The organism is Collimonas sp. OK242 (assembly GCF_900107095.1).
Classification (GTDB): Bacteria; Pseudomonadota; Gammaproteobacteria; order Burkholderiales; family Burkholderiaceae_D; genus Collimonas.
In genome coordinates this window covers 1-21010 of the sequence record NZ_FNOR01000020.1, presented here as the reverse complement: position 1 = coordinate 21010, position 21010 = coordinate 1, and the positions used below count along the sequence as shown (strand labels likewise).

Annotated in this window: 21 protein-coding genes, 1 tRNA gene and 1 riboswitch; of the genes, 16 read left to right on the top strand and 6 right to left on the bottom strand. The window is 56.8% G+C overall.

Annotated features, from left to right (window positions below):
* Window positions 1-18 precede the first annotated feature (18 nt).
* A riboswitch (ZMP/ZTP riboswitch) is annotated at window positions 19-144 on the top strand.
* A gap of 86 nt (window positions 145-230) precedes the next feature.
* The 10 genes from glyA to BLV81_RS19785 all read left to right on the top strand — a co-directional run bounded on the left by glyA (window position 231) and on the right by BLV81_RS19785 (window position 8916).
* The gene (gene glyA / locus BLV81_RS19830; protein ID WP_092359469.1) at window positions 231-1478 is read left to right on the top strand and encodes a serine hydroxymethyltransferase; all 1248 of its coding nucleotides are present in this window, start codon (window positions 231-233) and stop codon (window positions 1476-1478) included.
* 211 nt (window positions 1479-1689) lie between these two features.
* A complete protein-coding gene (nrdR, locus tag BLV81_RS19825) occupies window positions 1690-2157 on the top strand; it encodes a transcriptional regulator NrdR (RefSeq protein WP_092359467.1) in 468 nt (155 codons plus the stop codon).
* Between the two features lie 100 nt (window positions 2158-2257).
* Window positions 2258-2800 (top strand): GspH/FimT family pseudopilin, encoded by a 543-nt coding sequence (locus BLV81_RS19820; RefSeq protein ID WP_092359464.1) that lies wholly within the window; start codon window positions 2258-2260, stop codon window positions 2798-2800.
* Window positions 2794-3759 carry a PilW family protein gene (locus tag BLV81_RS19815; RefSeq protein WP_092359462.1) on the top strand — a complete coding sequence of 322 codons (966 nt, stop codon included), beginning with the start codon at window positions 2794-2796 and terminating at the stop codon, window positions 3757-3759. The genes BLV81_RS19820 and BLV81_RS19815 overlap by 7 nt, the downstream gene beginning before the upstream one ends.
* Window positions 3760-3883: 124 nt before the next feature.
* Window positions 3884-4969 (top strand): bifunctional diaminohydroxyphosphoribosylaminopyrimidine deaminase/5-amino-6-(5-phosphoribosylamino)uracil reductase RibD, encoded by a 1086-nt coding sequence (ribD, locus tag BLV81_RS19810; RefSeq protein ID WP_092359461.1) that lies wholly within the window; start codon window positions 3884-3886, stop codon window positions 4967-4969.
* A 16-nt stretch (window positions 4970-4985) separates the two neighbouring features.
* Window positions 4986-5612 (top strand): riboflavin synthase, encoded by a 627-nt coding sequence (locus tag BLV81_RS19805; protein ID WP_092359605.1) that lies wholly within the window; start codon window positions 4986-4988, stop codon window positions 5610-5612.
* Between the two features lie 42 nt (window positions 5613-5654).
* On the top strand, window positions 5655-6305 hold the full coding sequence (locus BLV81_RS19800) for a Pr6Pr family membrane protein (protein WP_092359459.1): 651 nt from the start codon (window positions 5655-5657) through the stop codon (window positions 6303-6305).
* 155 nt (window positions 6306-6460) lie between these two features.
* Window positions 6461-6769: a hypothetical protein gene (locus tag BLV81_RS19795; RefSeq protein WP_092359458.1), complete on the top strand. Its 309-nt coding sequence runs from the start codon at window positions 6461-6463 to the stop codon at window positions 6767-6769.
* Window positions 6770-6926: 157 nt separating this feature from the next.
* Window positions 6927-7151 (top strand): hypothetical protein, encoded by a 225-nt coding sequence (locus BLV81_RS19790; RefSeq protein WP_038492120.1) that lies wholly within the window; start codon window positions 6927-6929, stop codon window positions 7149-7151.
* 169 nt (window positions 7152-7320) lie between these two features.
* The gene (locus BLV81_RS19785; protein WP_092359456.1) at window positions 7321-8916 is read left to right on the top strand and encodes a GMC family oxidoreductase; all 1596 of its coding nucleotides are present in this window, start codon (window positions 7321-7323) and stop codon (window positions 8914-8916) included.
* A 544-nt stretch (window positions 8917-9460) separates the two neighbouring features.
* Here BLV81_RS19785 and BLV81_RS19780 read toward each other — a convergent pair.
* Both BLV81_RS19780 and BLV81_RS19775 read right to left on the bottom strand, forming a co-directional pair.
* Window positions 9461-11236 carry a M14 family metallopeptidase gene (locus BLV81_RS19780; RefSeq protein WP_092359453.1) on the bottom strand — a complete coding sequence of 592 codons (1776 nt, stop codon included), beginning with the start codon at window positions 11234-11236 and terminating at the stop codon, window positions 9461-9463.
* Window positions 11237-11338: 102 nt separating this feature from the next.
* Window positions 11339-12019 (bottom strand): DUF4336 domain-containing protein, encoded by a 681-nt coding sequence (locus BLV81_RS19775; RefSeq protein WP_255365378.1) that lies wholly within the window; start codon window positions 12017-12019, stop codon window positions 11339-11341.
* Between the two features lie 151 nt (window positions 12020-12170).
* Between BLV81_RS19775 and BLV81_RS19770 the strand changes: the two genes are divergently transcribed.
* The 5 genes from BLV81_RS19770 to BLV81_RS19750 all read left to right on the top strand — a co-directional run bounded on the left by BLV81_RS19770 (window position 12171) and on the right by BLV81_RS19750 (window position 16522).
* Complete coding sequence (locus BLV81_RS19770) at window positions 12171-12704, top strand: TetR/AcrR family transcriptional regulator (RefSeq protein WP_176992910.1); 534 nt, start codon at window positions 12171-12173, stop codon at window positions 12702-12704.
* 31 nt (window positions 12705-12735) lie between these two features.
* Complete coding sequence (locus tag BLV81_RS19765; protein WP_092359447.1) at window positions 12736-13584, top strand: aldo/keto reductase; 849 nt, start codon at window positions 12736-12738, stop codon at window positions 13582-13584.
* Window positions 13585-13727: 143 nt separating this feature from the next.
* On the top strand, window positions 13728-14384 hold the full coding sequence (locus tag BLV81_RS19760) for a LysE family translocator (RefSeq protein WP_092359445.1): 657 nt from the start codon (window positions 13728-13730) through the stop codon (window positions 14382-14384).
* 117 nt (window positions 14385-14501) lie between these two features.
* Window positions 14502-15671: a cyclopropane fatty acyl phospholipid synthase gene (cfa, locus tag BLV81_RS19755; RefSeq protein WP_092359443.1), complete on the top strand. Its 1170-nt coding sequence runs from the start codon at window positions 14502-14504 to the stop codon at window positions 15669-15671.
* Between the two features lie 209 nt (window positions 15672-15880).
* The gene (locus BLV81_RS19750) at window positions 15881-16522 is read left to right on the top strand and encodes a LysE family translocator (protein ID WP_092359441.1); all 642 of its coding nucleotides are present in this window, start codon (window positions 15881-15883) and stop codon (window positions 16520-16522) included.
* A gap of 139 nt (window positions 16523-16661) precedes the next feature.
* Here BLV81_RS19750 and BLV81_RS19745 read toward each other — a convergent pair.
* The 4 genes from BLV81_RS19745 to BLV81_RS19730 all read right to left on the bottom strand — a co-directional run bounded on the left by BLV81_RS19745 (window position 16662) and on the right by BLV81_RS19730 (window position 20357).
* Window positions 16662-16737: transfer RNA gene (locus BLV81_RS19745), tRNA-His, on the bottom strand.
* A 101-nt stretch (window positions 16738-16838) separates the two neighbouring features.
* Complete coding sequence (murI, locus tag BLV81_RS19740; RefSeq protein WP_255365377.1) at window positions 16839-17705, bottom strand: glutamate racemase; 867 nt, start codon at window positions 17703-17705, stop codon at window positions 16839-16841.
* Between the two features lie 23 nt (window positions 17706-17728).
* Entirely contained in the window at window positions 17729-19276 is a 1548-nt protein-coding gene (locus BLV81_RS19735; RefSeq protein WP_092359440.1) for a fumarate hydratase, read from the bottom strand.
* Between the two features lie 193 nt (window positions 19277-19469).
* A complete protein-coding gene (locus BLV81_RS19730) occupies window positions 19470-20357 on the bottom strand; it encodes a DMT family transporter (protein ID WP_092359438.1) in 888 nt (295 codons plus the stop codon).
* Between the two features lie 163 nt (window positions 20358-20520).
* Here BLV81_RS19730 and BLV81_RS19725 point away from each other — a divergent pair.
* Window positions 20521-21010: acetyl-coenzyme A synthetase N-terminal domain-containing protein (locus BLV81_RS19725; protein ID WP_143036389.1), on the top strand; the 490-nt coding region annotated here is incomplete at its 3' end.

Below are 21010 nucleotides of genomic sequence, written 5' to 3'. Positions count from 1 at the left end.
TTACAATAGCCGCACCATTTCGTCTCACGTGACTGGCGAAAAAACCGGACCGCGCGGATTCATAAGATCGCGGCGGCTTCGGCAAAAGGTGGGCATCCACCGGGAAGCGTGAGATTTCATCCGCCGTACGCCTGGGCAGCCCGAATGGAAAGTACGACTGAGGCTGCCGCATTTCCCCTTATTCTGGCCCTCATTCGATTTAGGCTCAACCTTATCGATTGGAGTATCACATGTTCGAAAAAAACCACACTATCGCCAATGTCGATCCAGAATTGTGGAGCGCCATCCAGAAAGAAAACCATCGCCAGCAAGAGCATATCGAGCTGATCGCCTCGGAAAACTACACTTCGCCGGCCGTGATGGAAGCGCAAGGCACGCAGCTGACCAACAAGTACGCTGAAGGTTATCCAGGCAAGCGTTACTACGGCGGTTGCGAATTCGTCGACATCGTCGAGCAACTGGCGATCGACCGCGTGAAAGAATTGTTCGGCGCCGAAGCCGCCAACGTGCAGCCGAACTCCGGTTCGCAAGCCAACCAGGGCGTGTTCTTCGCCATGCTCAAGCCAGGCGACACCATCATGGGCATGTCGCTGGCGGAAGGCGGCCACCTGACGCACGGCATGGCATTGAACATGTCCGGCAAGTGGTTCAACGTGGTCTCCTACGGTCTGAACGAAAAAGAAGAAATCGACTACGAAGCGTTTGAACGCCTGGCGCACGAAAAGAAGCCGAAGCTGATCATCGCCGGCGCCTCGGCCTACGCCTTGCGCATCGACTTCGAGCGCATGTCTAAAGTGGCTAAAGCGGTCGGTGCGTACTTCATGGTCGACATGGCGCACTACGCCGGCCTGATCGCGGCTGGCGAATATCCGAATCCGGTGCCGCATGCCGATTTCGTGACTTCGACTACCCATAAATCCCTGCGCGGCCCGCGCGGCGGCATCATCCTGATGAAGGCCGAGTTCGAGAAAGCCATCAATTCGGCGATTTTCCCCGGCATCCAAGGCGGCCCGCTGATGCACGTCATCGCTGGTAAGGCGGTAGCGTTCAAGGAAGCGCTGACGCCTGAATTCAAGGCTTATCAGCAACAGGTTGTAAAGAATGCCGACGCCCTGGCGAAAGCACTGATCGCACGTGGCTTGCGCATCGTTTCCGGCCGCACCGAATCGCACGTGATGCTGGTCGACCTGCGCGCCAAGAAGATCACCGGCAAGGAAGCCGAAGCGATTCTCGGCGCAGCGCACATGACCTGCAACAAGAACGCTATTCCTAACGATCCGGAAAAGCCATTCGTCACTTCCGGCATCCGTGTCGGCAGTCCGGCGTTCACCACCCGCGGTTTCAAGGAAGCGGAAGCAACCAAGGTCGGCAACCTGATCGCCGACGTGCTCGACAACCCGCAAGACGCAGCGACCATCGAACGGGTCAAGGCTGAAGTCAAGAAACTGACTGACGCTTTCCCGGTGTATGCAGCTTGATGCACTGATTGCCGATGCGCTGCAGAGCTCGTCGGTGATTGAATAAAGCCATGGGCCCGGCGCAGCTTAAACTCTGCACGGGCCCGTGCTCCATTAGTGGTGCTCTGCTTCGCATGGGATAGACGCATAGACGCGCGGCCCCAAAAAGGAATAATGTAGAGATGGAACTGCCGACACTGCCCGCCGCAATAACTTTCGGATTACTGCCATCATGAAATGTCCATTCTGCCAGCATGAAGAAACCCAGGTGCTCGACACCCGCGTGTCGGAAGAGGGCGATGCGATTCGCCGCCGGCGCCGTTGCATGCAATGCGACAAACGTTTCACCACCTTTGAACGGATCGAGCTGGCGATGCCGGTGATCGTCAAGAAAAACGGCAGCCGTACTGATTTCGATCCGCTCAAATTGCGCGCCAGCCTGATGCTGGCCTTGCGCAAGCGCCCGGTATCGGTCGAGGCCCTGGATGAGGCATTGCAGCGCATTAAGGAAAAACTGCTGTCCAGCGGCGAGCGAGAGGTGCTCTCAGGCCATGTCGGCGAACTCGTCATGCGCGAATTGAAGCGCCTGGACAAGATTGCGTATATCCGTTTCGCCTCGGTCTACAAGAGCTTTGAAGACGTTGCCGAGTTCCAGAACATGATTGAAGAGTTCTCCGGGCCGCCAACTCGTAGGAAGTAGAAAGTAAATTCCTAAAAAAGCTAGCGCCGCTCTGATCGGCGCTATTTTTTTGCGAGAATGGTTATTGAAAATATCACAAAGACAATAACCGGAGCCGCCTATGCGCTTGCTGCGCTCGACCATGCGCGTGTTTGCGCGAGATTCAGGCATGACCCTGATCGAGGCCATGGTAACGCTGGCGATCATGTGCATCCTGTTAAGCCTGGCTTTGCCATCCATGCGGACGTTTGTGATCCAGAACCGGCTGTCTGCGGAAACCAGCCAATTCATCGCCGCACTCACCTTGGCGCGCAGTGAAGCAATCCAGCGCGGCCGCGCAGTGTTGATCTGCCGCAGTATCGATGCCGACTCTGCCGACGCCGTATGCAGCACGGCGGCCACCGGTAAACACGCTGCCGGCGACTGGGGCGCCGGTTGGCTGGTGATGGTCGGCGATAGCCGCAAAATATTGCTGCGGCAAGGCGCGCTGGATGACAATACCCGAGTCAACGCCGGCAAGCGGCCGATTACCTATAACGGCACTGGCAACGCCAGCAGCAGTTTCACTAAAGTGGTGTTCAGCCACAACGACGAGTTTGCGCGCGCGGTGTGCATCGCCAGTTCCGGGCGCGTCAGCATCAAGCTGGATGGCGGCGAATGTTGATCACTGTTGCCATCGGCAAAAAGCGAGCGCCGCAAGCGCCATTTCGGAGCGGTCTTTCGCTGGTGGAGCTGCTGGTGGCAATGGCGATTGCTTCCGGTGTGCTGTTGGCGAGTACAACGCTTTATCTTGGCAGCAGCGCCAGTTTTCGTGTGAGCGAGGACAAGAGGCGTCTGTATCAGGATGGCAACTACGCCATGGGCTTGATGGAAAGGGATTTGCGGCAAGCGGGTTATGGCAATCTGGTCAGTGCCAGTTTGTCGGCGGGTGCTGCGGGTGCCACGGCTGTCACCGATTTTATCCTTGCCGACGGCACGCCGGCCCAAGGTTTGCGCGGCTGTGAGCATGGTTTCGTCAAACCGCAGGCTCCGGGAAAAGATTTCTCGTGCAGCGCAAATCCCGGGATGGCGGGTTTTGAAGTCAGTTACCGGCTGGACGACCATGTCGATCCGGCCAGCGGCGCCGGTGTCGACTGCAATGGTGCGGGGATTGGCTTGAGCGCAGTGCCGCCCGGCCATCCAGCACACCTGCGGGCGCCCTATGTCCGCATTGCGCGAAATCTTTTTTTTGTTGCTGCACGTGCAGGCGGCGGCGCCAATTCCCTGTATTGCCAGGGCAATGGCAATAGCAACAACAGTGCGCAGCCGATCCTCAATAATGTCGAAGATATGCAACTGATGTACGGCGTAGCGGCGGTCGGCGACGTCAGCGTGAACCAGCTCTTGAATGCAACGCAGGTGGCGGCCTTATCCGACGACCAGCACCAGAACTGGGGCCGAGTCGTCAGCGTCCACCTGTGTTTGTTGCTGTTCGGCGAACGCAGCCTCGCCATCGAGCCGCAGCGTTATGTCGATTGCAGCGGCAGCGCCAGGCTGGCGAGTGACCGCAAGTTGCGCGCCGTATTCAAGCGGGTTGTTACTTTGCGCAATAGCGCGGCTGCCAGCCTGGTCCCGCCGCCTTGAAATCCGGGTATGGCCGGCATCGCATTTTAATTAACGGCGGCTCCGGCATATTTTGTACAATCACCGCATATCTTCTTTCCGATGGCTCCCACATGAATTTCAGGCTTACTTCCAGGCGTAACCCATGACCCAGGCTGAATTGTTGATGTCGCAAGCCTTGCAGCTCGCCGAACACGGCCAGCTGTCGAGTGCGCCTAATCCCGCCGTCGGCTGCGTGATCGTCAAGGACGGCCAGATTATCGGCAGCGGATATACTCAGCCGCCGGGCGGCAACCATGCCGAGATCCAGGCGCTGCTGGACGCCGCCGCCAAAGGCCATGATGTGCGCGGCGCCACCGTCTACGTCACGCTGGAGCCGTGCAGCCATTTCGGCCGCACGCCGCCCTGCGCCGATGCCTTGGTGCGGGCCGGGGTGGCCAAGGTGGTAGCGGCCGTGGACGATCCCAATCCGCTGGTGGCAGGGCAGGGCAGGGCGCGTTTGCAAGCGGCGGGGATAGCGGTCGAATCGGGCGTTCTGGCGGCACAGGCGCGCGAACTGAATATCGGATTTTTTACGCGCATGCAAACTGGCAAACCCTGGGTAAGGCTGAAAGTAGCCGCCAGCCTGGACGGCAAGACTGCGCTGCATAACGGCCAGAGCCAGTGGATCACCTCGCAGGCGGCGCGCGACGACGGCCATATGTGGCGCGCCCGCGCCGGCGCCATCCTGACCGGCATCGGCACGGTGAAGGAAGACAATCCGCAACTGACGGTGCGTACCGTACAGCTGGCGCGGCAGCCGTTGCGCGTCATCGTCGACAGCAAATTAAGCATCAGCCCGGATGCAAAAATCCTGGTCGGTGGCGGCAACCTGATTTTCTGCGCCACCGCCGATGCCGAAAAACAGGCGTTGCTGGAGCAGCAGGGGGCAGAGGTAGTGGTGCTGCCGAACGCCGGCGGCAAGGTCGATTTGCCGCAAGTCATACTCGAACTCGGCAAGCGCCAGATCAATGAGCTGCATGTCGAAGCCGGGTCCAAGCTGAATGCTTCGCTGATCAGGGAACATTGCGTCGACGAATTGCTGGTCTATCTGGCGCCGGCCATCCTGGGCGACGGCCGCGGCATGTTCAGCCTGCCTGCGCTGGAGAATCTGCAGGATAAGCTGACCCTGAAATTTCATCAAATCAAGCAGATTGGCGAGGATTTGCGTATCCTTGCACGATTCCATTAATTTCCATATCACTATCATGTTCACTGGTATCGTCGCTGCCGTCGGCAAAATTACATCCGTTAAACCACTCGGTTCCAGCGCAGAGGATGGCGTCAGGCTGAAGATCGATGCCGGTGCCTTGTCGCTGGCTGACGTCGCGCTTGGCGATTCGATTTCCTTGAACGGCGCCTGCATGACCGTGGTCGAAAAGACCGCCGACAGCTTTGAAGTCGACGTTTCGCGCGAAAGCCTGAATCGCACCGTCGGCCTCGACGCCAGCGGCGAAGTCAATCTGGAAAAGGCGCTGACCCTGGCCGACCGCCTGGGCGGCCATCTGGTATCCGGCCATGTCGACGGCCTCGGGCTGGTGCAGAAATTCGAGCCGGTGGGCGAATCCTGGGAATTGGTGATCAAGGCTGCGCGCGATCTCGCCAAATACTTTGCCTATAAAGGTTCGGTCGTGGTCAACGGCGTTTCGCTGACGGTGAACCGGGTCGACGACGTGGCCGACGGTTGCCTGTTTTCGATCAACCTGATTCCCCACACAATTGAAGTGACCGCCTTAAAGCATCTGCAGGTTGGCAAGCAAGTCAATCTGGAGGTCGATCTGATCGCACGCTACGTGGAACGCATGTTGAGCGTCGATCAAGGTATTGTTCCCTGAAACACGCCTTAGTGTAGTACCCCAATACCTCGGAAATTGTCTATGAAAAAAACTATCGCACCGCAATTGCTGCTACTGCTGATCGCGCTGATCGCATGGTTTTCCATTGCCGCGCAATTTTCCATTTCAATTCCTGCCTTGGTGGCCAAGGGCATGACTTACGGCGAGGCAGTCTGGCGCCTGTTCGGCTTCTTGACGATCCTGACCAATATCCTGCTGGCGGTTTGCTGCACATTGCTGTTGCTCATGCCGGACTCTGCGCCTGGCCGCTTTTTCTCGCGGCCCGGAGTGCTGGCCGCACTGGCCCTGTATATCATCTTTGTCGGCCTGGGCTACAACCTCTTGCTGCGCAATCATGCGCCGTTCACCGGCTTGCATCGCATTGCGGACGAAGGCATGCATACCGTCGTTCCCTTGCTGTTTGCCTGGTACTGGCTGTTGTTTGCAGTAAAGCATGGCATACAGGCAAAAGACGGTCTTTTATGGCTGATCTACCCGCTGGCCTATTTCGTGATGGCGATGGTACGTGGCAGCCTTTCGGGGTTTTATCCCTATCCCTTTCTGAATGTCACGGTGCTGGGTTACCCTCGGGTGATGGCCAATGCTGTCATGTTATTGGCGGGGCTTTTCCTGATTGCGCAGGCGCTGATCAGAATCGCAAGATACAAGCGCCAGGACCTGGCCATCGACTAATTTCACGTTCACATTCATGTTCACATGTACGAAAAAAACCACAATGCAGCTGCTGTGATACATGTTGTTACAGGCCTTACCACTTGTGTATGGCGGGGCGTTCAAAAATTGGGTTAAATATAGTCATGTTTAACTCAAAGCCATCGAGAACTGCCATGAAAAAAACCATGCGCGTTGCCCTGCTTGGATTGCTTGCCGTCGGCGTGTTTTCGGCAACTCCGGCATTCGCTGGAGCACACTGGTCGGTGAATATCGGTGTGCCTGCGTATTACCCGCCGCCACCGGTTTATTACAACCCGCCGCCGGTCTATTACGCACCGCCGCCTGTGTATGTGCAGCCGCCGCCGGTCGTGGTGTATGGCGCCCCAGGTTATTATCCACCAGGCTATTATGGTCGGGCTTACTGGCGCGGACGCGGCTGGCATGATCGTTACCATGACTATGATCGCGGCTGGCGTCGTTGAGTCGAGCCGGCGTTGAACCGGTAAATCATGTGCCCGCAAGTTGTGCCGATGGCCGGCTTGCGGCGTGACTAAAAACAGACACATCGCATTTTACTGTATGCATATACAGTAGTTATGGTACAGTGGACTTCCCTTCAACGAGATTGGAATTGCTGCCATGACGAACTTGGATATTACCTCCGGCTCCCGCTTTGGTATGGAGTCTACCCCTTCCTCAATCCTGATGCGTTTCGGCAAGCGTGAATTGTTCATCTGCCGCGATTTCTACAAGCGCCTCTACAGAAGCAATCCCGTGGTCGAATGCAATGCCGGCATCCAGGCCGGACATTTGGAAATATTGCTATTTCGCAAATGGCTGGTAGTCATGTCGAAAGCGCATTGAATCTGGCGCGTCGGTCGCATCGTTTGCGCAATCGGCTGAATATTTTGCGTAATTGAAACAAATGCTCTAATACGCCACATGGCGTGATCATCCCGTAACTGTTAAATTTGTTGCCTGGCAGGCTAGTCTATCTGCAACGCATAAATACAACCAGGGCGGGAGACGCATAGTGAACGATGAGTTTGACTTTGTGGTGGTGGGCGGCGGGTCGGCCGGCAGCGTGATGGCGGGCCGCCTGACAGAAGATCCGGAGCTGTCGGTCTGTTTGCTGGAGGCGGGCGGCAGCGGCGATAGCTGGGCTGTAAAGATGCCGGTTGGCGCACTTGCCATGGTGCCGACCCGGCTCAACAACTGGGCTTTCGAAACCGTGCCGCAGGCCGGACTCAACGGCCGCCGCGGCTACCAGCCGCGCGGCAAGACACTGGGCGGATCGTCGGCGATCAACGCCATGGTCTATACTCGCGGCCATCGCTCCGATTACGATCATTGGGCCGAGCTCGGCAACAACGGCTGGTCCTTCGACGACGTGTTGCCCTACTTTAAAAAGTCAGAGCACAACGAACGGTTTTCCAATGCCTGGCATGGTCAGGACGGCCCTTTATGGGTCAGCGATCTGCGCACCGACAATCCTCTTCATCTGCATTACCTGGAAGCCGCACGCCAGGCCGGTTATCCGCTCAGCGAAGATTTCAACGCCGAACATCAGGAGGGATTGGGTGTTTACCAGGTTACCCAGAAAAATGGCGAACGCTGGAGTGCTGCGCGCGCTTACCTGATGCCGCACATGGGTCAACGCAGCAATCTGTGCGTGCAAACCGGCGCCTATGCCGAGCGCCTGATCATCGAGCAGGGACGCGTAACCGGCGTGGAAGTCCGGCAGGACGGCAAGTTGCGGGTGCTGCGTGCCAGGCGTGAGGTGATCCTCGCCGCCGGCGCTTTCCAGTCGCCGCAACTGCTGATGTTGTCGGGCATTGGCGACGGCACCGAGCTGCGCAAGCTAGGTATCCAGGTGCAACATCATTTGCCAGGCGTCGGCAAGAATCTGCAAGACCATCCCGATTTCGTGTTTTGCCATAAATCCGACAGCCTGGATACCTTCGGCATCTCGGCCAGCGGATCGGTCCGCATGCTCAAGGAGCTGCGGCGCTTCCGTCACGAGCGGCGTGGCATGCTCACCAGTAATTTTGCCGAATGCGGCGGTTTTTTGAAAACCCGGCCGGATTTGCCGGCGCCCAATCTGCAATTGCATTTCGTCATGGCCTGCGTTGAAAACCATGCCCGAAAACTGCATCTCGGCCACGGCTTTTCCTGCCACGTTTGTCTGCTGAGGCCGCAGAGCAAAGGCGAGGTCCGCCTACGCAATACCAATCCGCAGGATGCGCCGCTGATCGATCCCAAGTTCCTGGATCATCCGCAAGATCTGGAAGACATGGTGGATGCGTTCAAGATGACGCGCAAATTGCTGGATGCACCGGCGCTGGCCAGCTACAGCACGCGTGACATACGCACCGCAGATGTGCAGTCTGATGAACAGATACGCTCGGCGTTGAAGAATTATGTCGATACGGTTTACCACCCGGTCGGCACTTGCAAGATGGGCGTCGACCAGGCCGCTGTTGTCGATCCGACCTTGAAGGTCCATGGCATCCGGGGTTTGCGGGTGGTGGACGCATCGATCATGCCGACGCTAATCGGCGGCAATACCAACGCGCCAGCTATCATGATTGCCGAGAAGGCGGTAGATTTCATCCGGCAGGGAAGGTGATGCGAAATGCATAACAGCGATGAATATCGCAATCGTTACGCGAAAAACGCATAAGCTTACAAGCGCTATCTTTCCATGTTGGTGCAAAACAACGCTATGTTGCGGTGCATGATGACGGTTAAAGTTTTTTAGCTCAGTATCGCTTCACGCAAAAAAGAGTCCATCTCTCTAGAGGTGAGGAGACAGGGAAAGCCCGCATCGTTAAAGATAGCGGGCTTTTTATATTCTGGAACGGATTCTGGCTGATTGGGGGCTGATTCGATAATCCCAGTGATATTCATGAATCATATATAAGGAATCAGAAATAAGAATTGGCAATAAGTGCTCCGTTTTTATATGCTGCAACGCATCAACACAGTTAATTAATTCGGAGCCCTGCCCATGAACATCATTCAAACCCTGCCCTTACTCGCCGTTATCGCTGCTTTTGCCTTACGCTTTTATTTGTCGAAAAAAATCGGCGAAGCACAGAAGTAAATTCAGAAATAAATTCAGAAACAAGCTATACTCGGCACGCCGGATCCCTTAGCGCCGGATGCCTTAGTTATCCCGGTGCGACCGCGGTTCGCATCACCGGATACAAGTTAAAGCGCTCGTCCCAGGAAGAATGGCGGCGCGCGAAAAACTCCAGCCGTGTCGCCGGATCATTGGCAAATGCCGGATCGTCAGCCAGTTTCTGCTTGAACTCGGCCGCCAGCGCCGGATCCGCCGCCAGTTGTTCGCGCGCGACGTCCTCCGCCACATACGCCTCCATATATTCCTTCTTCTCGAAGGCATTGTTGAAACGCCCCCACGCCGCCAGCGAGTCTGGTGCTTGCGGCTCCAGCAAAGCCATCACCAGCCGTGCCTTGGCTTGTACTATCGGCACAAACAGCGCGCCGGCTCCGAGGTCGCGCGTTTCGCCATGCCATGCGCCCTCCAGCTTCAGACGCTGGTGGCTTTCTATCGACTGCGGATCAAAATTGGTTTTGACTACACGGAAAGTTTCAAGCCGGGCCTGCTGCAATGCTGCCGGCAGCACGCGGAAAGCAATCCCGTGCTGCTGCAGCTTTTGCGCGACCCATGCAGCATGTGCGGCAGGCACCAGATAACCGGCCTGCGGCGCATTGACGCTGAGTTCAGGTTGCAGGTCATCGCGCACCGTCACGTTCCAGATTTGCGGCTTGCTCTCGTCGTAATGCGTCATCAGGGCGCCTGAAATATCCGATGGCGTGCGGGTATATTCATAACCGCGAAACGCCACCGGACGGGTTTTCTCGCTCGCCTTGTAGCTCAGCGCAACCGCCTGGCCGCCCAGTTGGGCTGCACGCAGGTCAGCCTGGTGCGCAGTCTTCAGCCATGCATTGCCATGCGCGGCGATTTGCGCCATGACCGAGACAATGGCGTTGTGCGTGATGCGCACGCGGGTCGGATAATCCTTCCAGGAGTGCGTTTCGACCAACATCCCGAAGCGGTTGCGCAGATGGAAGTAGCCGGTGGAAAAACGCGGCGGCGAGACATCGTCGACAAAGCCAGAACTAGGATCGTCGTCAATACTGAACGAGAGATAGAAAGGCTGCGGCAGCGAACCCTGCCTGGCCAGGTCGCTGATCACATTGTCGCGCAATGCCTCGCCATCCTTGCGCAAAGCCAGGTCGCTGGCATGCACCGGCTCGACCTGGATCGATACGTCATGCTCGAACTTGGCGCCATCGGTGACATGCAGGTCGATATAGGCCAGCGGATCCCAGCGATTGACCAACTGCAGCATGGCCTGCATTTCCGGCGAGTCGGCTTTGGCGTAATCGCGATTCAGGTTGAAATTCTGACCGGTAGTGCGCCAGCCCATTTCCTCCGGGCCGCGCTGATTAGGACGATTCCAGCGCCCAAAACGCTCGTGGCCGTCGATATTGAATACCGGTACGAAGATCAGCACCTGCTTGCTGAGCGCATTGTTTGCGGAAGTGTCTTGCAAGGCTTCGCGCAAGGCCAGGAAACCGGCATCCTTGCCGTCGATCTCACCGGCGTGGATGCCGCCTTGTATAAGCAGCACCGGCAAACCGCGCTGATGCGCAGCATCAGCACTCAAGGCGCCGCTGCGCGAGACAACCAGGGCGAGCATCGGCCGGCCTTCCGGGGTGCGGCCAAATTCGGTGCAACGCACTTCCTTTGGATAGGCTTTCTGGAAGGCGGCGCAAAGAGCGATGACTTCTTCATAGCGCCCTGTTTTCTGAAAGCCGGAACGCTCAGCGATCGTGCCGAGCAGCGGATCGGCGGCGTTGGCGAAGGGAGTAATGGAGGAGAGGGTTAGCAAGGCAGACAGTACGGCAGAACGCAGCATGAATCAGGCTCCAACGGTTGGATTATGGACAATAAAATAATTGGAGGATTTTAGCGCGCCTGCGAAAATATTGCCGAACGGAACTAAATCCTGAGCAAAGGATTATCTGTCAAAGTAAGCGAAAGCTTTTTCCACCGCTTCGTGTGCGCCTTGTTCGATGATGGTGTCGTGCGCAACCACTACGCGTTCGAACGGCCATTCCAGGATTTTACGGGCGCTGGCCCGCGCCGCCTGACGGTCTTTGACCAGCAGGCGAATCGTGCGCGGCACCGCCAGTTGCGCACGCACGCCGCTCAGGCTTGCGTACACTTTTTCTCCCAACGACAAATCGCCGCGCCACCACTGGCATAAATCTGTGACGATCAGTGTGCGCGAGGTTTTGTGAAACCAGACGGTTTCATTGCCGAGCGGGATGCCCGCGAAAAAGACCTGCTCAAGATCCGCTCTCCATTCAGGCTCGACTTCTGGCGTCAGCTCCCGCAAGCCTTGCAGATCCAGCCGCTTGGCAAGCAGTCCGGGAGCTCCGTATAACCTGGCTTGCGGAAACGCATCAAGATATTCGCCGACGAACAGATGATGGGTCTTGCTCGGCGCAACGATAAACTGCACTTCGCCCAATGCCGCAAGCTGCGAGCGGATCGCAGGCGTCAGGGGCACCGGCGAGTGCAGCCATAGTCCGGAATGTTGAAGGCGTACCACCGTCATGCGAGAAGAGACGCGCAGGCCGGCGGCGACAAAAGCGTGCTGTGCGTGCCAGATATCGGGGGCGATGGCTTGAAGCATTGCGATAATCCTTTCGCAGCAATTCTTTTGTCGTATCGGATAAATCAATGAATCGATGGAATCATCGCAACGGCAATCTTCCATACCTTTGAGTATGGCGATGGTCACAGCTGCCATTGCATTTGTCAATACCTTTGGGTATGGTGATGCAATGGATCAGAAAAAAAACCGCACAAGCTGGCTGGAGGCCGGCTTGTCAGCGCTCGCCAGCGACGGCCCGGACGGCTTGCGCATCACGGCGATTGCCCAGCGGCTGGGCGTCACCAAAGGCAGCTTCTATTGGCATTTTAAAAACCTGGAGGAATACCAATCCGCCTTGCTGGAGGAATGGGCGCAAGGTCACACGCAGGATGCGATTGCGTGTGTCGAAGGGATGGGCGGCGACGCCGCCAGCAAACTGCGCAAATGGTTCATCGGTTCCGTGGCGGCGGATTTTACGCTGGCCAGGGCCATACGCTCCTGGTCTTTGAACAACCAGCATGCCTGCGCAATACAAGCGCGGGTGGATCAAAGGCGGATCGACTATCTGGATAAATTATTACGTGACGCCGGCTGGAAAAAAGACCAGGCGACGACGCTCGGGCACTGGGCGTATTGGGCCTGGGTTGGATACTCCACCTTGGATGGCCCGCGCGTCACGGAACAGCAGGTCGACCTGATTCTCTCGGTTTTACAGCCAAGGTGAACGTTTCTTTTTCCTTCAGAGTGAGCCGATCATGAAAACTTTACTTTTACCTTCGGGCAACGCGATACCAATATTGGGACAGGGAACCTGGTACATGGGGGAGGACCCGGTTCATAAAAAGCGAGAGATTGATGCGCTGCGACTGGGCATGGATCTCGGCATGACCCTGATCGATACGGCGGAGATGTATGCCGACGGCGGCGCCGAAGAAGTCGTGGGCAAGGCAATCCAGGGGCGGCGTGCCGAGGTATTCCTGGTCAGCAAGGTCTATCCGCATAACGCTGATCGCCGCGCAATGCTGCTCGCCTGCGAGCGCAGCTTGCGGCGGCTCGGCAGCGATTATCTCGATCTCTACCTGTTGCACTGGCGCGGTTCGGTTCCGCTGGCGGAAACGCTTGAGGCGTTCGAGTCGCTCAAGAAGGCAGGAAAAATACGCGATTTCGGTGTCAGCAATTTCGACAGAAACGATATGCTGGAAGCGAGCGCATTGCCTGGCGGCGACCAGGTCGCGGCCAACCAGCTGCTATACAACCTGATGCGGCGAGGCGCTGAATGGGACTTGCTGCCCTGGTGCCGCGAGCACGCCATGCCTGTGATGGCGTACTCGCCGCTCGAGTCTGCCGCGAACGAGCAGCGGCGGCTGCTGAACAATCCGCATCTGAAAGAGATCGCCAGACGCCATGACGCCAGCCCGGCTCAGATAGCTTTGGCATGGCTGCTGCGGCAGGAGCATGTCATAGCGATTCCGAAGGCGGTCGATCCGGCGCACGTCCGCGAGAATCGCGCTTCGCTGGATATTCTGCTCACGGCACAGGATCTGGCGGAGCTTGACCAGGCATTTGCGCCGCCGCTTCGGAGTACTCCGCTCGACATGAGATAAGTGTGGTTGACAGGCGTGGTCGCTGTTTGTAAAGAACGATGTGCCAATCGCAGGATTCACGCGTATATTTACGGCAGACCCGTTCGGGAACAGGCTTGAATTACTGAGTACGTCAGTTGAAATTTTAAACAGAGATACTTGCCATGTCATTTCAAAATTACTGGCTTTTCGTGCCAGCCTGCTTCGCCATAAACATGGCTTTCGGTCCGAATAACGTGCTGTCCTTGTCCAACGGCGCGCGCGATGGCATGCGTTATTCCATTCTCGCGGCATGCGGGCGATTGCTGGCCTTTGCGGTCATGATCGCCATCTCCGGCTTTGGCCTGGGGGCGCTGCTGATTGCGTCGGAAACGCTGTTCACGATATTGAAATATGCTGGCGCCGCTTACCTGGTATGGCTGGGCATAAAATTGTTCCGTTCTGCGCCGATCGCGCTGTCGGGATCCACCGACAATGCTGATCATGTTAAAACTCGCCTCGAGCTTCCCGCTGACAAGTTGCGTCGCTTAGCCAAGCAAGAATTCCTGGTGGCGGCCGGAAACCCCAAGGCGATCCTCGTCTTCACCGCGTTCTTTCCCCAATTCGTCGATCGTTCGAGCTATACGACCAGCTTCATCGTGCTGGGAGCAACTTTCCTGTTGTTTGAGCTGGTAGCGATCGCCATCTACGCCGCTATCGGCACCAGGCTAGGGACACTCACCAATACCGGCGGACGATTCCGCTGGTTCAACCGCGCCAGTGGTTCGCTGATGATAGGGTTTGGTCTGTTGCTGGCGTTCCTGCGGCGTCCCGCAAGCTGAGCTCAACACGTCTGCGGCCGCCAACTGACTTGAATCGACTTGAACTGACTCGATAACTGCCCCGTTTGCATCGATACAAAAGCTGTTCCATAACGCTACCTTAGAAGGAAGTACTACATGGATAAAGTGGAAGTCGGCAAGACCATCCCGGCAACGTTCGACATGAACGCAAACGCGCCAAAGATCATCCGGCAGCTGTTTGAACATGCGGGCATCGGGTTGAATGGCGAGCAGCCGTGGGATATGCAAATCCACGATCCGATTTTCTTTCAGAAGATGTTTTCGAAATGGGAACTCGGCATCGGTGAATCGTATATGGATGGCGACTGGGATTGCGCCAGCCTGGATGAGTTCTTCTTCAGGGTCACCAGCCACGATCTTGAGCAAACGGTTGTCGGCCCCGCAAAGATAAAATTTTTCCTGGAAATCCTGCGGCAGAATTTCTTCAACCTGCAAACCAGGAGCCGCGCATTCCAGGTCGGCGAGCAGCACTACGATATCGGCAACGATCTGTTCGAAAGTATGCTCGATTCGAGCATGATGTATTCCTGCGCTTATTGGGCGCGCGCCGGCAATCTTGAACAAGCGCAGCAGCATAAACTGGCATTGATTTGCCGGAAGCTGGAGTTGAAACCGGGCGAACGCCTGCTGGATATCGGCTGCGGGTGGGGCGGCCTGGCGCGTTATGCGGCGGAAAATTATCAGGTTGAAGTGGTTGGCATCACGATTTCGAAAGAGCAGAAAAAACTCGCGCAAGAACGTTGTGCCGGACTGCCGGTAAAAATCGAACTGACCGATTATCGACAGCTCAGCGGGCGATATGACAAGATTGTTTCAGTCGGCATGTTCGAACACGTCGGTGCAAAAAATTACGCCGCTTACTTCGATGTCACGGGAAAGCTGCTGGCGCCAGAGGGCTTGTTTCTGTTGCACACCATCGGCAACTACGTGACCGAAAAGAAGCGCGATGTCTGGCTCGACAAGTACATTTTTCCCAACGGCCATCTGCCGTCCGCCAAGGAGATCACGGAGGTGCTGGAAGGGCGCTTCCTGATCGAGGACTGGCACAATTTCGGCCGCGACTACGACCTCACCCTGATGGCATGGTGGGACAACTTCGAACGGGCGTGGCCGCAGCTGTCAGCCAAATACGACGAACGTTTCTATCGCATGTGGAAATATTTCATACTCTCCTCGGCCGGGTTTTTCCGTTCTGGCCAGGGACAACTCTGGCAACTGGTTCTAAGCAAGCGCGGGCGCAGCCAGCCTTATCGTTCGGTGCGCTGATTTCTCAAGAAAAAAATGGCTATCCCTGATGAGATAGCCATCTGCAGCAAATCGTTCTAATTGAGCGCCGGAATCTGCTCCGCAGCCAGGATTGGCGGGTAGTGATATCCTGTCGGGCCCGACTCAAGACAGATAACAAATAGTCGCTGCTAACCTTCTGCCGCTAATTTCACGCAGTTAATATTCGCCATTTCCATTATTTCCCGATCATGAATTTCCATACCTGGTTTACCTTTTTTGCCGCCTGTTGGCTGATTGCCATTTCTCCCGGCTCCGGCGCAGTGTTGTCGATGTCGCATGGCCTGTCGTATGGCGTCAAGAGAACTTCCGCCACCATCGCCGGCTTGCAGCTGGGTTTGTTGCTGATTCTTTTTGTGGCCGGCGCCGGAGTGGGCTCGATCTTGCTGGCTTCCGAGACCATGTTTACGGCAGTTAAGACGGTCGGCGCGCTGTACCTGATTTACCTGGGCTTGAGCCAATGGCGGGCCAAGGTAGACGCCGCCGCGCTCCAGCAGCCTGAGCCGGCCATGCAATCAACGCCGCCAACCATGCGCAAGCGCATGCTGCTGGGGTTCATGACCAACGCTACCAATCCCAAAGGGATTATTTTCATGGTGGCGGTCTTGCCGCAATTTATCAGCGGCGAAAGTCCATTGCTACCGCAGTTGCTGTTGCTTGCCGCGACCATGTGTACAGTCGATCTGGTGGTGATGCACAGCTACGCCTTTGCTGCATCGACCATGCAAGGCTATTTTCGCGATGCGCGCGCAGTCAAGAAACAGAACCGTTTCTTCGGCGGCGTGTTGATGGGAGTGGGAACGGCGCTGTTTTTTGTTAAGCGCAGCGCCTGAGAGTCACGGTTGCAAGATTACCGCGCATAAATGCAAAAAGCCCATCGAATGGATGGGCTTTTGGGGTAAATCCTGGATGTCGCTGTTTTACGACACGAAACTCAAATATTGTGTAACTATTTGATTTTATTGAATTAGTTGGGGTGGCTGATGGGGCTCGAACCCACGACAACAGGAATCACAATCCTGGACTCTACCAACTGAGCTACAGCCACCATTGCTGTACTACTGCAATTACCGTCATGCTTATTCAGCACTAAGGCAGCTGGCAATTATACAAACTTGCCCGCCGCTTGGCAAATTAATTCATCGTTTTTTATAAAATTCCTGCAGGCTGGGCAATTGTGGCCGCCACCGACACCGGTGGATGCAGCTGCAGCAAGCTGGAAAATGCGGTCGTCAGGGCCGACTGGCTGCCGCTGGTGAAAGCGCCCATCTGGCCTTCGCGCGCGCAAGTGCGCAGTAGCATGTTTTCATTCAAGACCTTCACCAGTTGCCGGCTGACCGCGGCGCCGGTATCGATAATGGCGACCGGCCGGGCCGTCAGCTCGCCAACGATTTCCTCGATGAGAGGCCGGACGAAAGGGTAGTGGGTGCAGCCGAGCACCAGCGTATCGGCGCCTTGCTGTATCAACGGACTGATATACCGCCGCAGCAGCAGCGCGGTTGGGGCGGAGCGCAATTCGCCTTTTTCAATCTGGTCGACCAGGCCGACGCAGGCTTGCAGCTCAAAGCGCACGCCGCTGGCCGCGCTGATTTGCTGTTGCAGCGCCAGCAACCGGGCGCTCAGCAGGGTGGCTTTGGTAGCCAATACGCCGACGATCTTGCTCTGGCTTTGCGCGGCGGCCGGCTTGAGCCCGGGTTCGATACCGATCACCGGCAAGTCTGGATAAGCGCTGCGTATCGCCTTGATGGCGGCGGTGGTGGCGGTATTGCAAGCAACCACCAGCGCCTTGACGCCGCTGTGCAGAAGAAATTCCGTTACCGCCAGCGAGCGCGCGGAAATTTCCGCTTCCGATTTATCGCCATATGGAGCGTAAGCCGAATCGGCAAAATACAAAAGATCTTCGTGCGGCAAATGCTGATGGATATGATGCAGCACCGACAAGCCGCCGATACCGGAATCAAAAATGCCGATGGGCGCAACTTGCGCCATCGGCATTTCTTGAGCGCTACTGGTCATCGTGCTAATTCAATCAGGTCGAATCAGATGGCGGTCACTGGGATCTTCGACAGCGCTGCGTGCGCGATCTTTTCCTGCCATTCCTTCGGCCCGGTGTTGTGCACCGAAATACCGTTGGAATCGACCGCCACCGTTACCGGCATGTCCTTGACGTCGAACTCGTAGATCGCTTCCATGCCAAGGTCGGCAAAGCCCAGCACCTGCGCCGACTTGATCGCCTTGGAAACCAGGTAAGCCGCGCCGCCCACCGCCATCAGATAAGCCGACTTGTGCTTCTTGATCGACTCGATAGCTTCCGGGCCGCGTTCCGATTTGCCGATCATCGAAATCAAGCCGGTTTGCTCCAGCATCATGTCGGTGAATTTATCCATGCGGGTAGCGGTAGTCGGGCCGGCCGGGCCAACCACTTCATCGCGCACCGGATCAACCGGACCAACGTAATAGATCACGCGGTTGGTGAAATCCACCGGCAGCTTCTCGCCCTTGGCCAGCATCTCCTGGATACGCTTGTGCGCGGCATCGCGGCCGGTCAGCATCTTTCCGTTCAACAGCAAGGTCTGGCCAGGCTTCCAGGAGGCGACTTCTTCTTTGGTCAGCGTGTTGAGATCAACCCGTTTCGATTTCTCGGTATCCGGCACCCAATGCACTTCCGGCCATTCCGACAACGATGGCGGCTCCATGTAGGCCGGGCCGGAACCGTCGAGCACGAAGTGGCCGTGACGGGTCGCCGCGCAGTTTGGAATCATCGCTACCGGCTTCGATGCCGCATGGGTCGGATGCATCATGATCTTGACGTCGAGCACGGTGGTCAGGCCGCCCAGTCCTTGCGCGCCGATGCCCAGCGCATTGACCTTCTGGAACAGTTCGATACGCAATTCTTCCGTCTTGTTTTGCGGGCCGCGCTTGAGCAGGTCGTACATGTCGATATCTTCCATCAACACTTGCTTGGCCATCAGCATCGCCCGTTCCGCCGTACCGCCGATACCGATGCCGAGCATGCCCGGCGGGCACCAGCCGGCGCCCATGGTCGGCACAGTCTTCATGACCCAGTCGACCAGCGAATCGGAAGGATTCAGCATGGCGAACTTGGTCTTGTTTTCCGAACCGCCGCCTTTAGCCGCGATCTGCACGTCAATCGTATTGCCCGGCACCAGTTCCATGTGCACCACGGCTGGCGTGTTGTCTTTGGTGTTCTTGCGCTCGAATTGCGGATCGGCCACGATCGAGGCGCGCAGCATATTGTCCGGATTCAGGTAACCGCGGCGCACGCCTTCGTTGACGGCATCGGTGATGGAACCCTTGAAGCCCTCGAAGCGCACATCCATGCCGATTTTCAGGAACACGTTGACGATGCCGGTGTCCTGGCAGATCGGCCGCTTGCCTTCGGCGCACATGCGCGAGTTGGTCAGGATCTGCGCAATCGCGTCTTTCGCCGCAGGACTTTGCTCCTGCTCGTAAGCGCGCGCCAGGTGCTGGATATAGTCGACGGGATGGTAATAGCTGATGTACTGGAGCGCAGCGGCTACCGACTCGATGAGATCTTCTTGCTTGACTGTGGTGAGGGTGGTCATGGCGTTTCTCGGTAATGGGATTCGGTGAACGTATTGGGTAAAAAAATCGGTAAAAATCCGCGATAGAAATTACAACAGATGCAGCCGGCGGCCCGTGCAGACCGGATTCGGCAGGAGGCCGATGGTTTGTTTGGACGCAGAAGGTTGAATGTTGCTCATTGGAATTATCGGGAAGGAATCGGGCGTCGCTATTTTACACTTCTTGCACGGTTTTCATGGGCTGCGGCCAACTTGCCACCGCGATTCCGGTCAGCACCAGCGCCAATGCCGCAAAATGGCCCCAGCTCAAACTCTCATGCAAAAACACCACGCCGATAAAGGCCGCCGCCAGCGGCATCAAGGCAGTGAAGATGCCTGCTACATTGGCTGGCACGTGTTTGGTGCCGGTCAGCCATAGCCAGAACGCGATCACGCTTGCCGCCAGCGCATACCAGAAGATCAGCATCCACATGCCGGCCGTGACCTGGCCGAAATCGTAAGACAGGGCGGCGGCAAGGCCGAACGGCAGCATCAGCAACAAGCCGAACAGATGGCTGTAAGCGGTGATCCGCAGCGGCGACAGGGTTTGCGTCAGGCGCTTGGACAGCACCACGTAAGTGGCTTCGCACAGCACAGCAGCCATGACAAACAGATTGCCGATCACCGAGGTGTCGCCGCCGTTAGTCTTGCTCAGGTTGAGTACGGCAATGCCGGCAATGGCCAGCAGGATCGAGGCCAGCGTGCGCGGCTGCAGTCCTTCCTTGAGGATCAGGCGCGACAGGATTGCCACTGCGGCAGGCAAGGTGCTGGTAATCACACCCGCAGCGGTAGCGGTGGTGTGCTGCACCCCGTACAACATGCACAGCGTAAATAAAAACGTACCGAAGAAAGCCTGGCCAAACAGCGTCAGCCATTCATGGCGCGCCAGGCGCGGCGCGGCTTTGAAGAACTGCGGCGCCATCACGGCCACGGCGATCACAAACCGCAACAAGCCGAACACTAGCACCGGCATCACAGCGATGATTGCTTTACCGAAACCGATATTGGCGCCCACCAGCATCATGGCCAGTGCCAGGTAAACGTAGGACTTTGTGTGTTGCATGGGCTGTCGAATTGGGCTGAATGTGCGATGATAACCGACTGTGGCGCTCTGGTAGCGCTAGCGGGGGATTCTTCAAAAGAAATCTGTGTAAGGCCTGAGTAAGTGTAAAAGTTTATTTTTGACGTCAACTTGGCGTTAATTATTATTAAAAGCAGGAGACAGCATGGCGAACATCGAAACCTTTGGTCAGGAAACCCGCATTTTTCCCGCCCCGGCAGAATTTTCCAAAACTGCGGCAATTTCCGGCATGGACGCGTATCGCGCTCTGGTGGCCGAAGCCGAACAGGATGAGCAGGGCTTCTGGGGCCGCCTGGCCCGTGAACACCTGCAATGGCAAACGCCTTTCACCAAGGTGCTGGACGAATCCGATGCGCCGTTCTACAAATGGTTTGGCGACGGCAAGCTGAACGTTTCCTACAATTGTCTCGACGTCCATTTGCACAATGGCAATGCGGACAAAGTCGCGGTGATCTTTGAAACCGACAGCGGCGATGTCACCAAGGTCACTTATCAGGAACTACATAAAAAAGTCTGCCAGTTCGCCAATGGCCTGAAATCGCTCGGCATCAAGAAGGGCGACCGGGTCGTCATCTACATGCCGATGTCGATCGAAGGCGTGGTCGCGATGCAAGCCTGCGCCCGTATCGGCGCCA

Excerpts from the sequence above, each read along its gene's own strand:
- glyA (WP_092359469.1), top strand. The coding sequence starts at position 231 with ATGTTCGAAAAAAACCACACTATCGCCAATGTCGATCCAGAATTGTGG.
- nrdR (WP_092359467.1), top strand. The coding sequence starts at position 1,690 with ATGAAATGTCCATTCTGCCAGCATGAAGAAACCCAGGTGCTCGACACC.
- BLV81_RS19820 (WP_092359464.1), top strand. The coding sequence starts at position 2,258 with ATGCGCTTGCTGCGCTCGACCATGCGCGTGTTTGCGCGAGATTCAGGC.
- BLV81_RS19815 (WP_092359462.1), top strand. The coding sequence starts at position 2,794 with ATGTTGATCACTGTTGCCATCGGCAAAAAGCGAGCGCCGCAAGCGCCA.
- ribD (WP_092359461.1), top strand. The coding sequence starts at position 3,884 with ATGACCCAGGCTGAATTGTTGATGTCGCAAGCCTTGCAGCTCGCCGAA.
- BLV81_RS19805 (WP_092359605.1), top strand. The coding sequence starts at position 4,986 with ATGTTCACTGGTATCGTCGCTGCCGTCGGCAAAATTACATCCGTTAAA.
- BLV81_RS19800 (WP_092359459.1), top strand. The coding sequence starts at position 5,655 with ATGAAAAAAACTATCGCACCGCAATTGCTGCTACTGCTGATCGCGCTG.
- BLV81_RS19795 (WP_092359458.1), top strand. The coding sequence starts at position 6,461 with ATGAAAAAAACCATGCGCGTTGCCCTGCTTGGATTGCTTGCCGTCGGC.
- BLV81_RS19790 (WP_038492120.1), top strand. The coding sequence starts at position 6,927 with ATGACGAACTTGGATATTACCTCCGGCTCCCGCTTTGGTATGGAGTCT.
- BLV81_RS19780 (WP_092359453.1), bottom strand. The coding sequence starts at position 11,236 with ATGCTGCGTTCTGCCGTACTGTCTGCCTTGCTAACCCTCTCCTCCATT.
- BLV81_RS19775 (WP_255365378.1), bottom strand. The coding sequence starts at position 12,019 with ATGCTTCAAGCCATCGCCCCCGATATCTGGCACGCACAGCACGCTTTT.
- BLV81_RS19770 (WP_176992910.1), top strand. The coding sequence starts at position 12,171 with ATGGATCAGAAAAAAAACCGCACAAGCTGGCTGGAGGCCGGCTTGTCA.
- BLV81_RS19765 (WP_092359447.1), top strand. The coding sequence starts at position 12,736 with ATGAAAACTTTACTTTTACCTTCGGGCAACGCGATACCAATATTGGGA.
- BLV81_RS19760 (WP_092359445.1), top strand. The coding sequence starts at position 13,728 with ATGTCATTTCAAAATTACTGGCTTTTCGTGCCAGCCTGCTTCGCCATA.
- cfa (WP_092359443.1), top strand. The coding sequence starts at position 14,502 with ATGGATAAAGTGGAAGTCGGCAAGACCATCCCGGCAACGTTCGACATG.
- BLV81_RS19750 (WP_092359441.1), top strand. The coding sequence starts at position 15,881 with ATGAATTTCCATACCTGGTTTACCTTTTTTGCCGCCTGTTGGCTGATT.
- murI (WP_255365377.1), bottom strand. The coding sequence starts at position 17,705 with ATGACCAGTAGCGCTCAAGAAATGCCGATGGCGCAAGTTGCGCCCATC.
- BLV81_RS19735 (WP_092359440.1), bottom strand. The coding sequence starts at position 19,276 with ATGACCACCCTCACCACAGTCAAGCAAGAAGATCTCATCGAGTCGGTA.
- BLV81_RS19730 (WP_092359438.1), bottom strand. The coding sequence starts at position 20,357 with ATGCAACACACAAAGTCCTACGTTTACCTGGCACTGGCCATGATGCTG.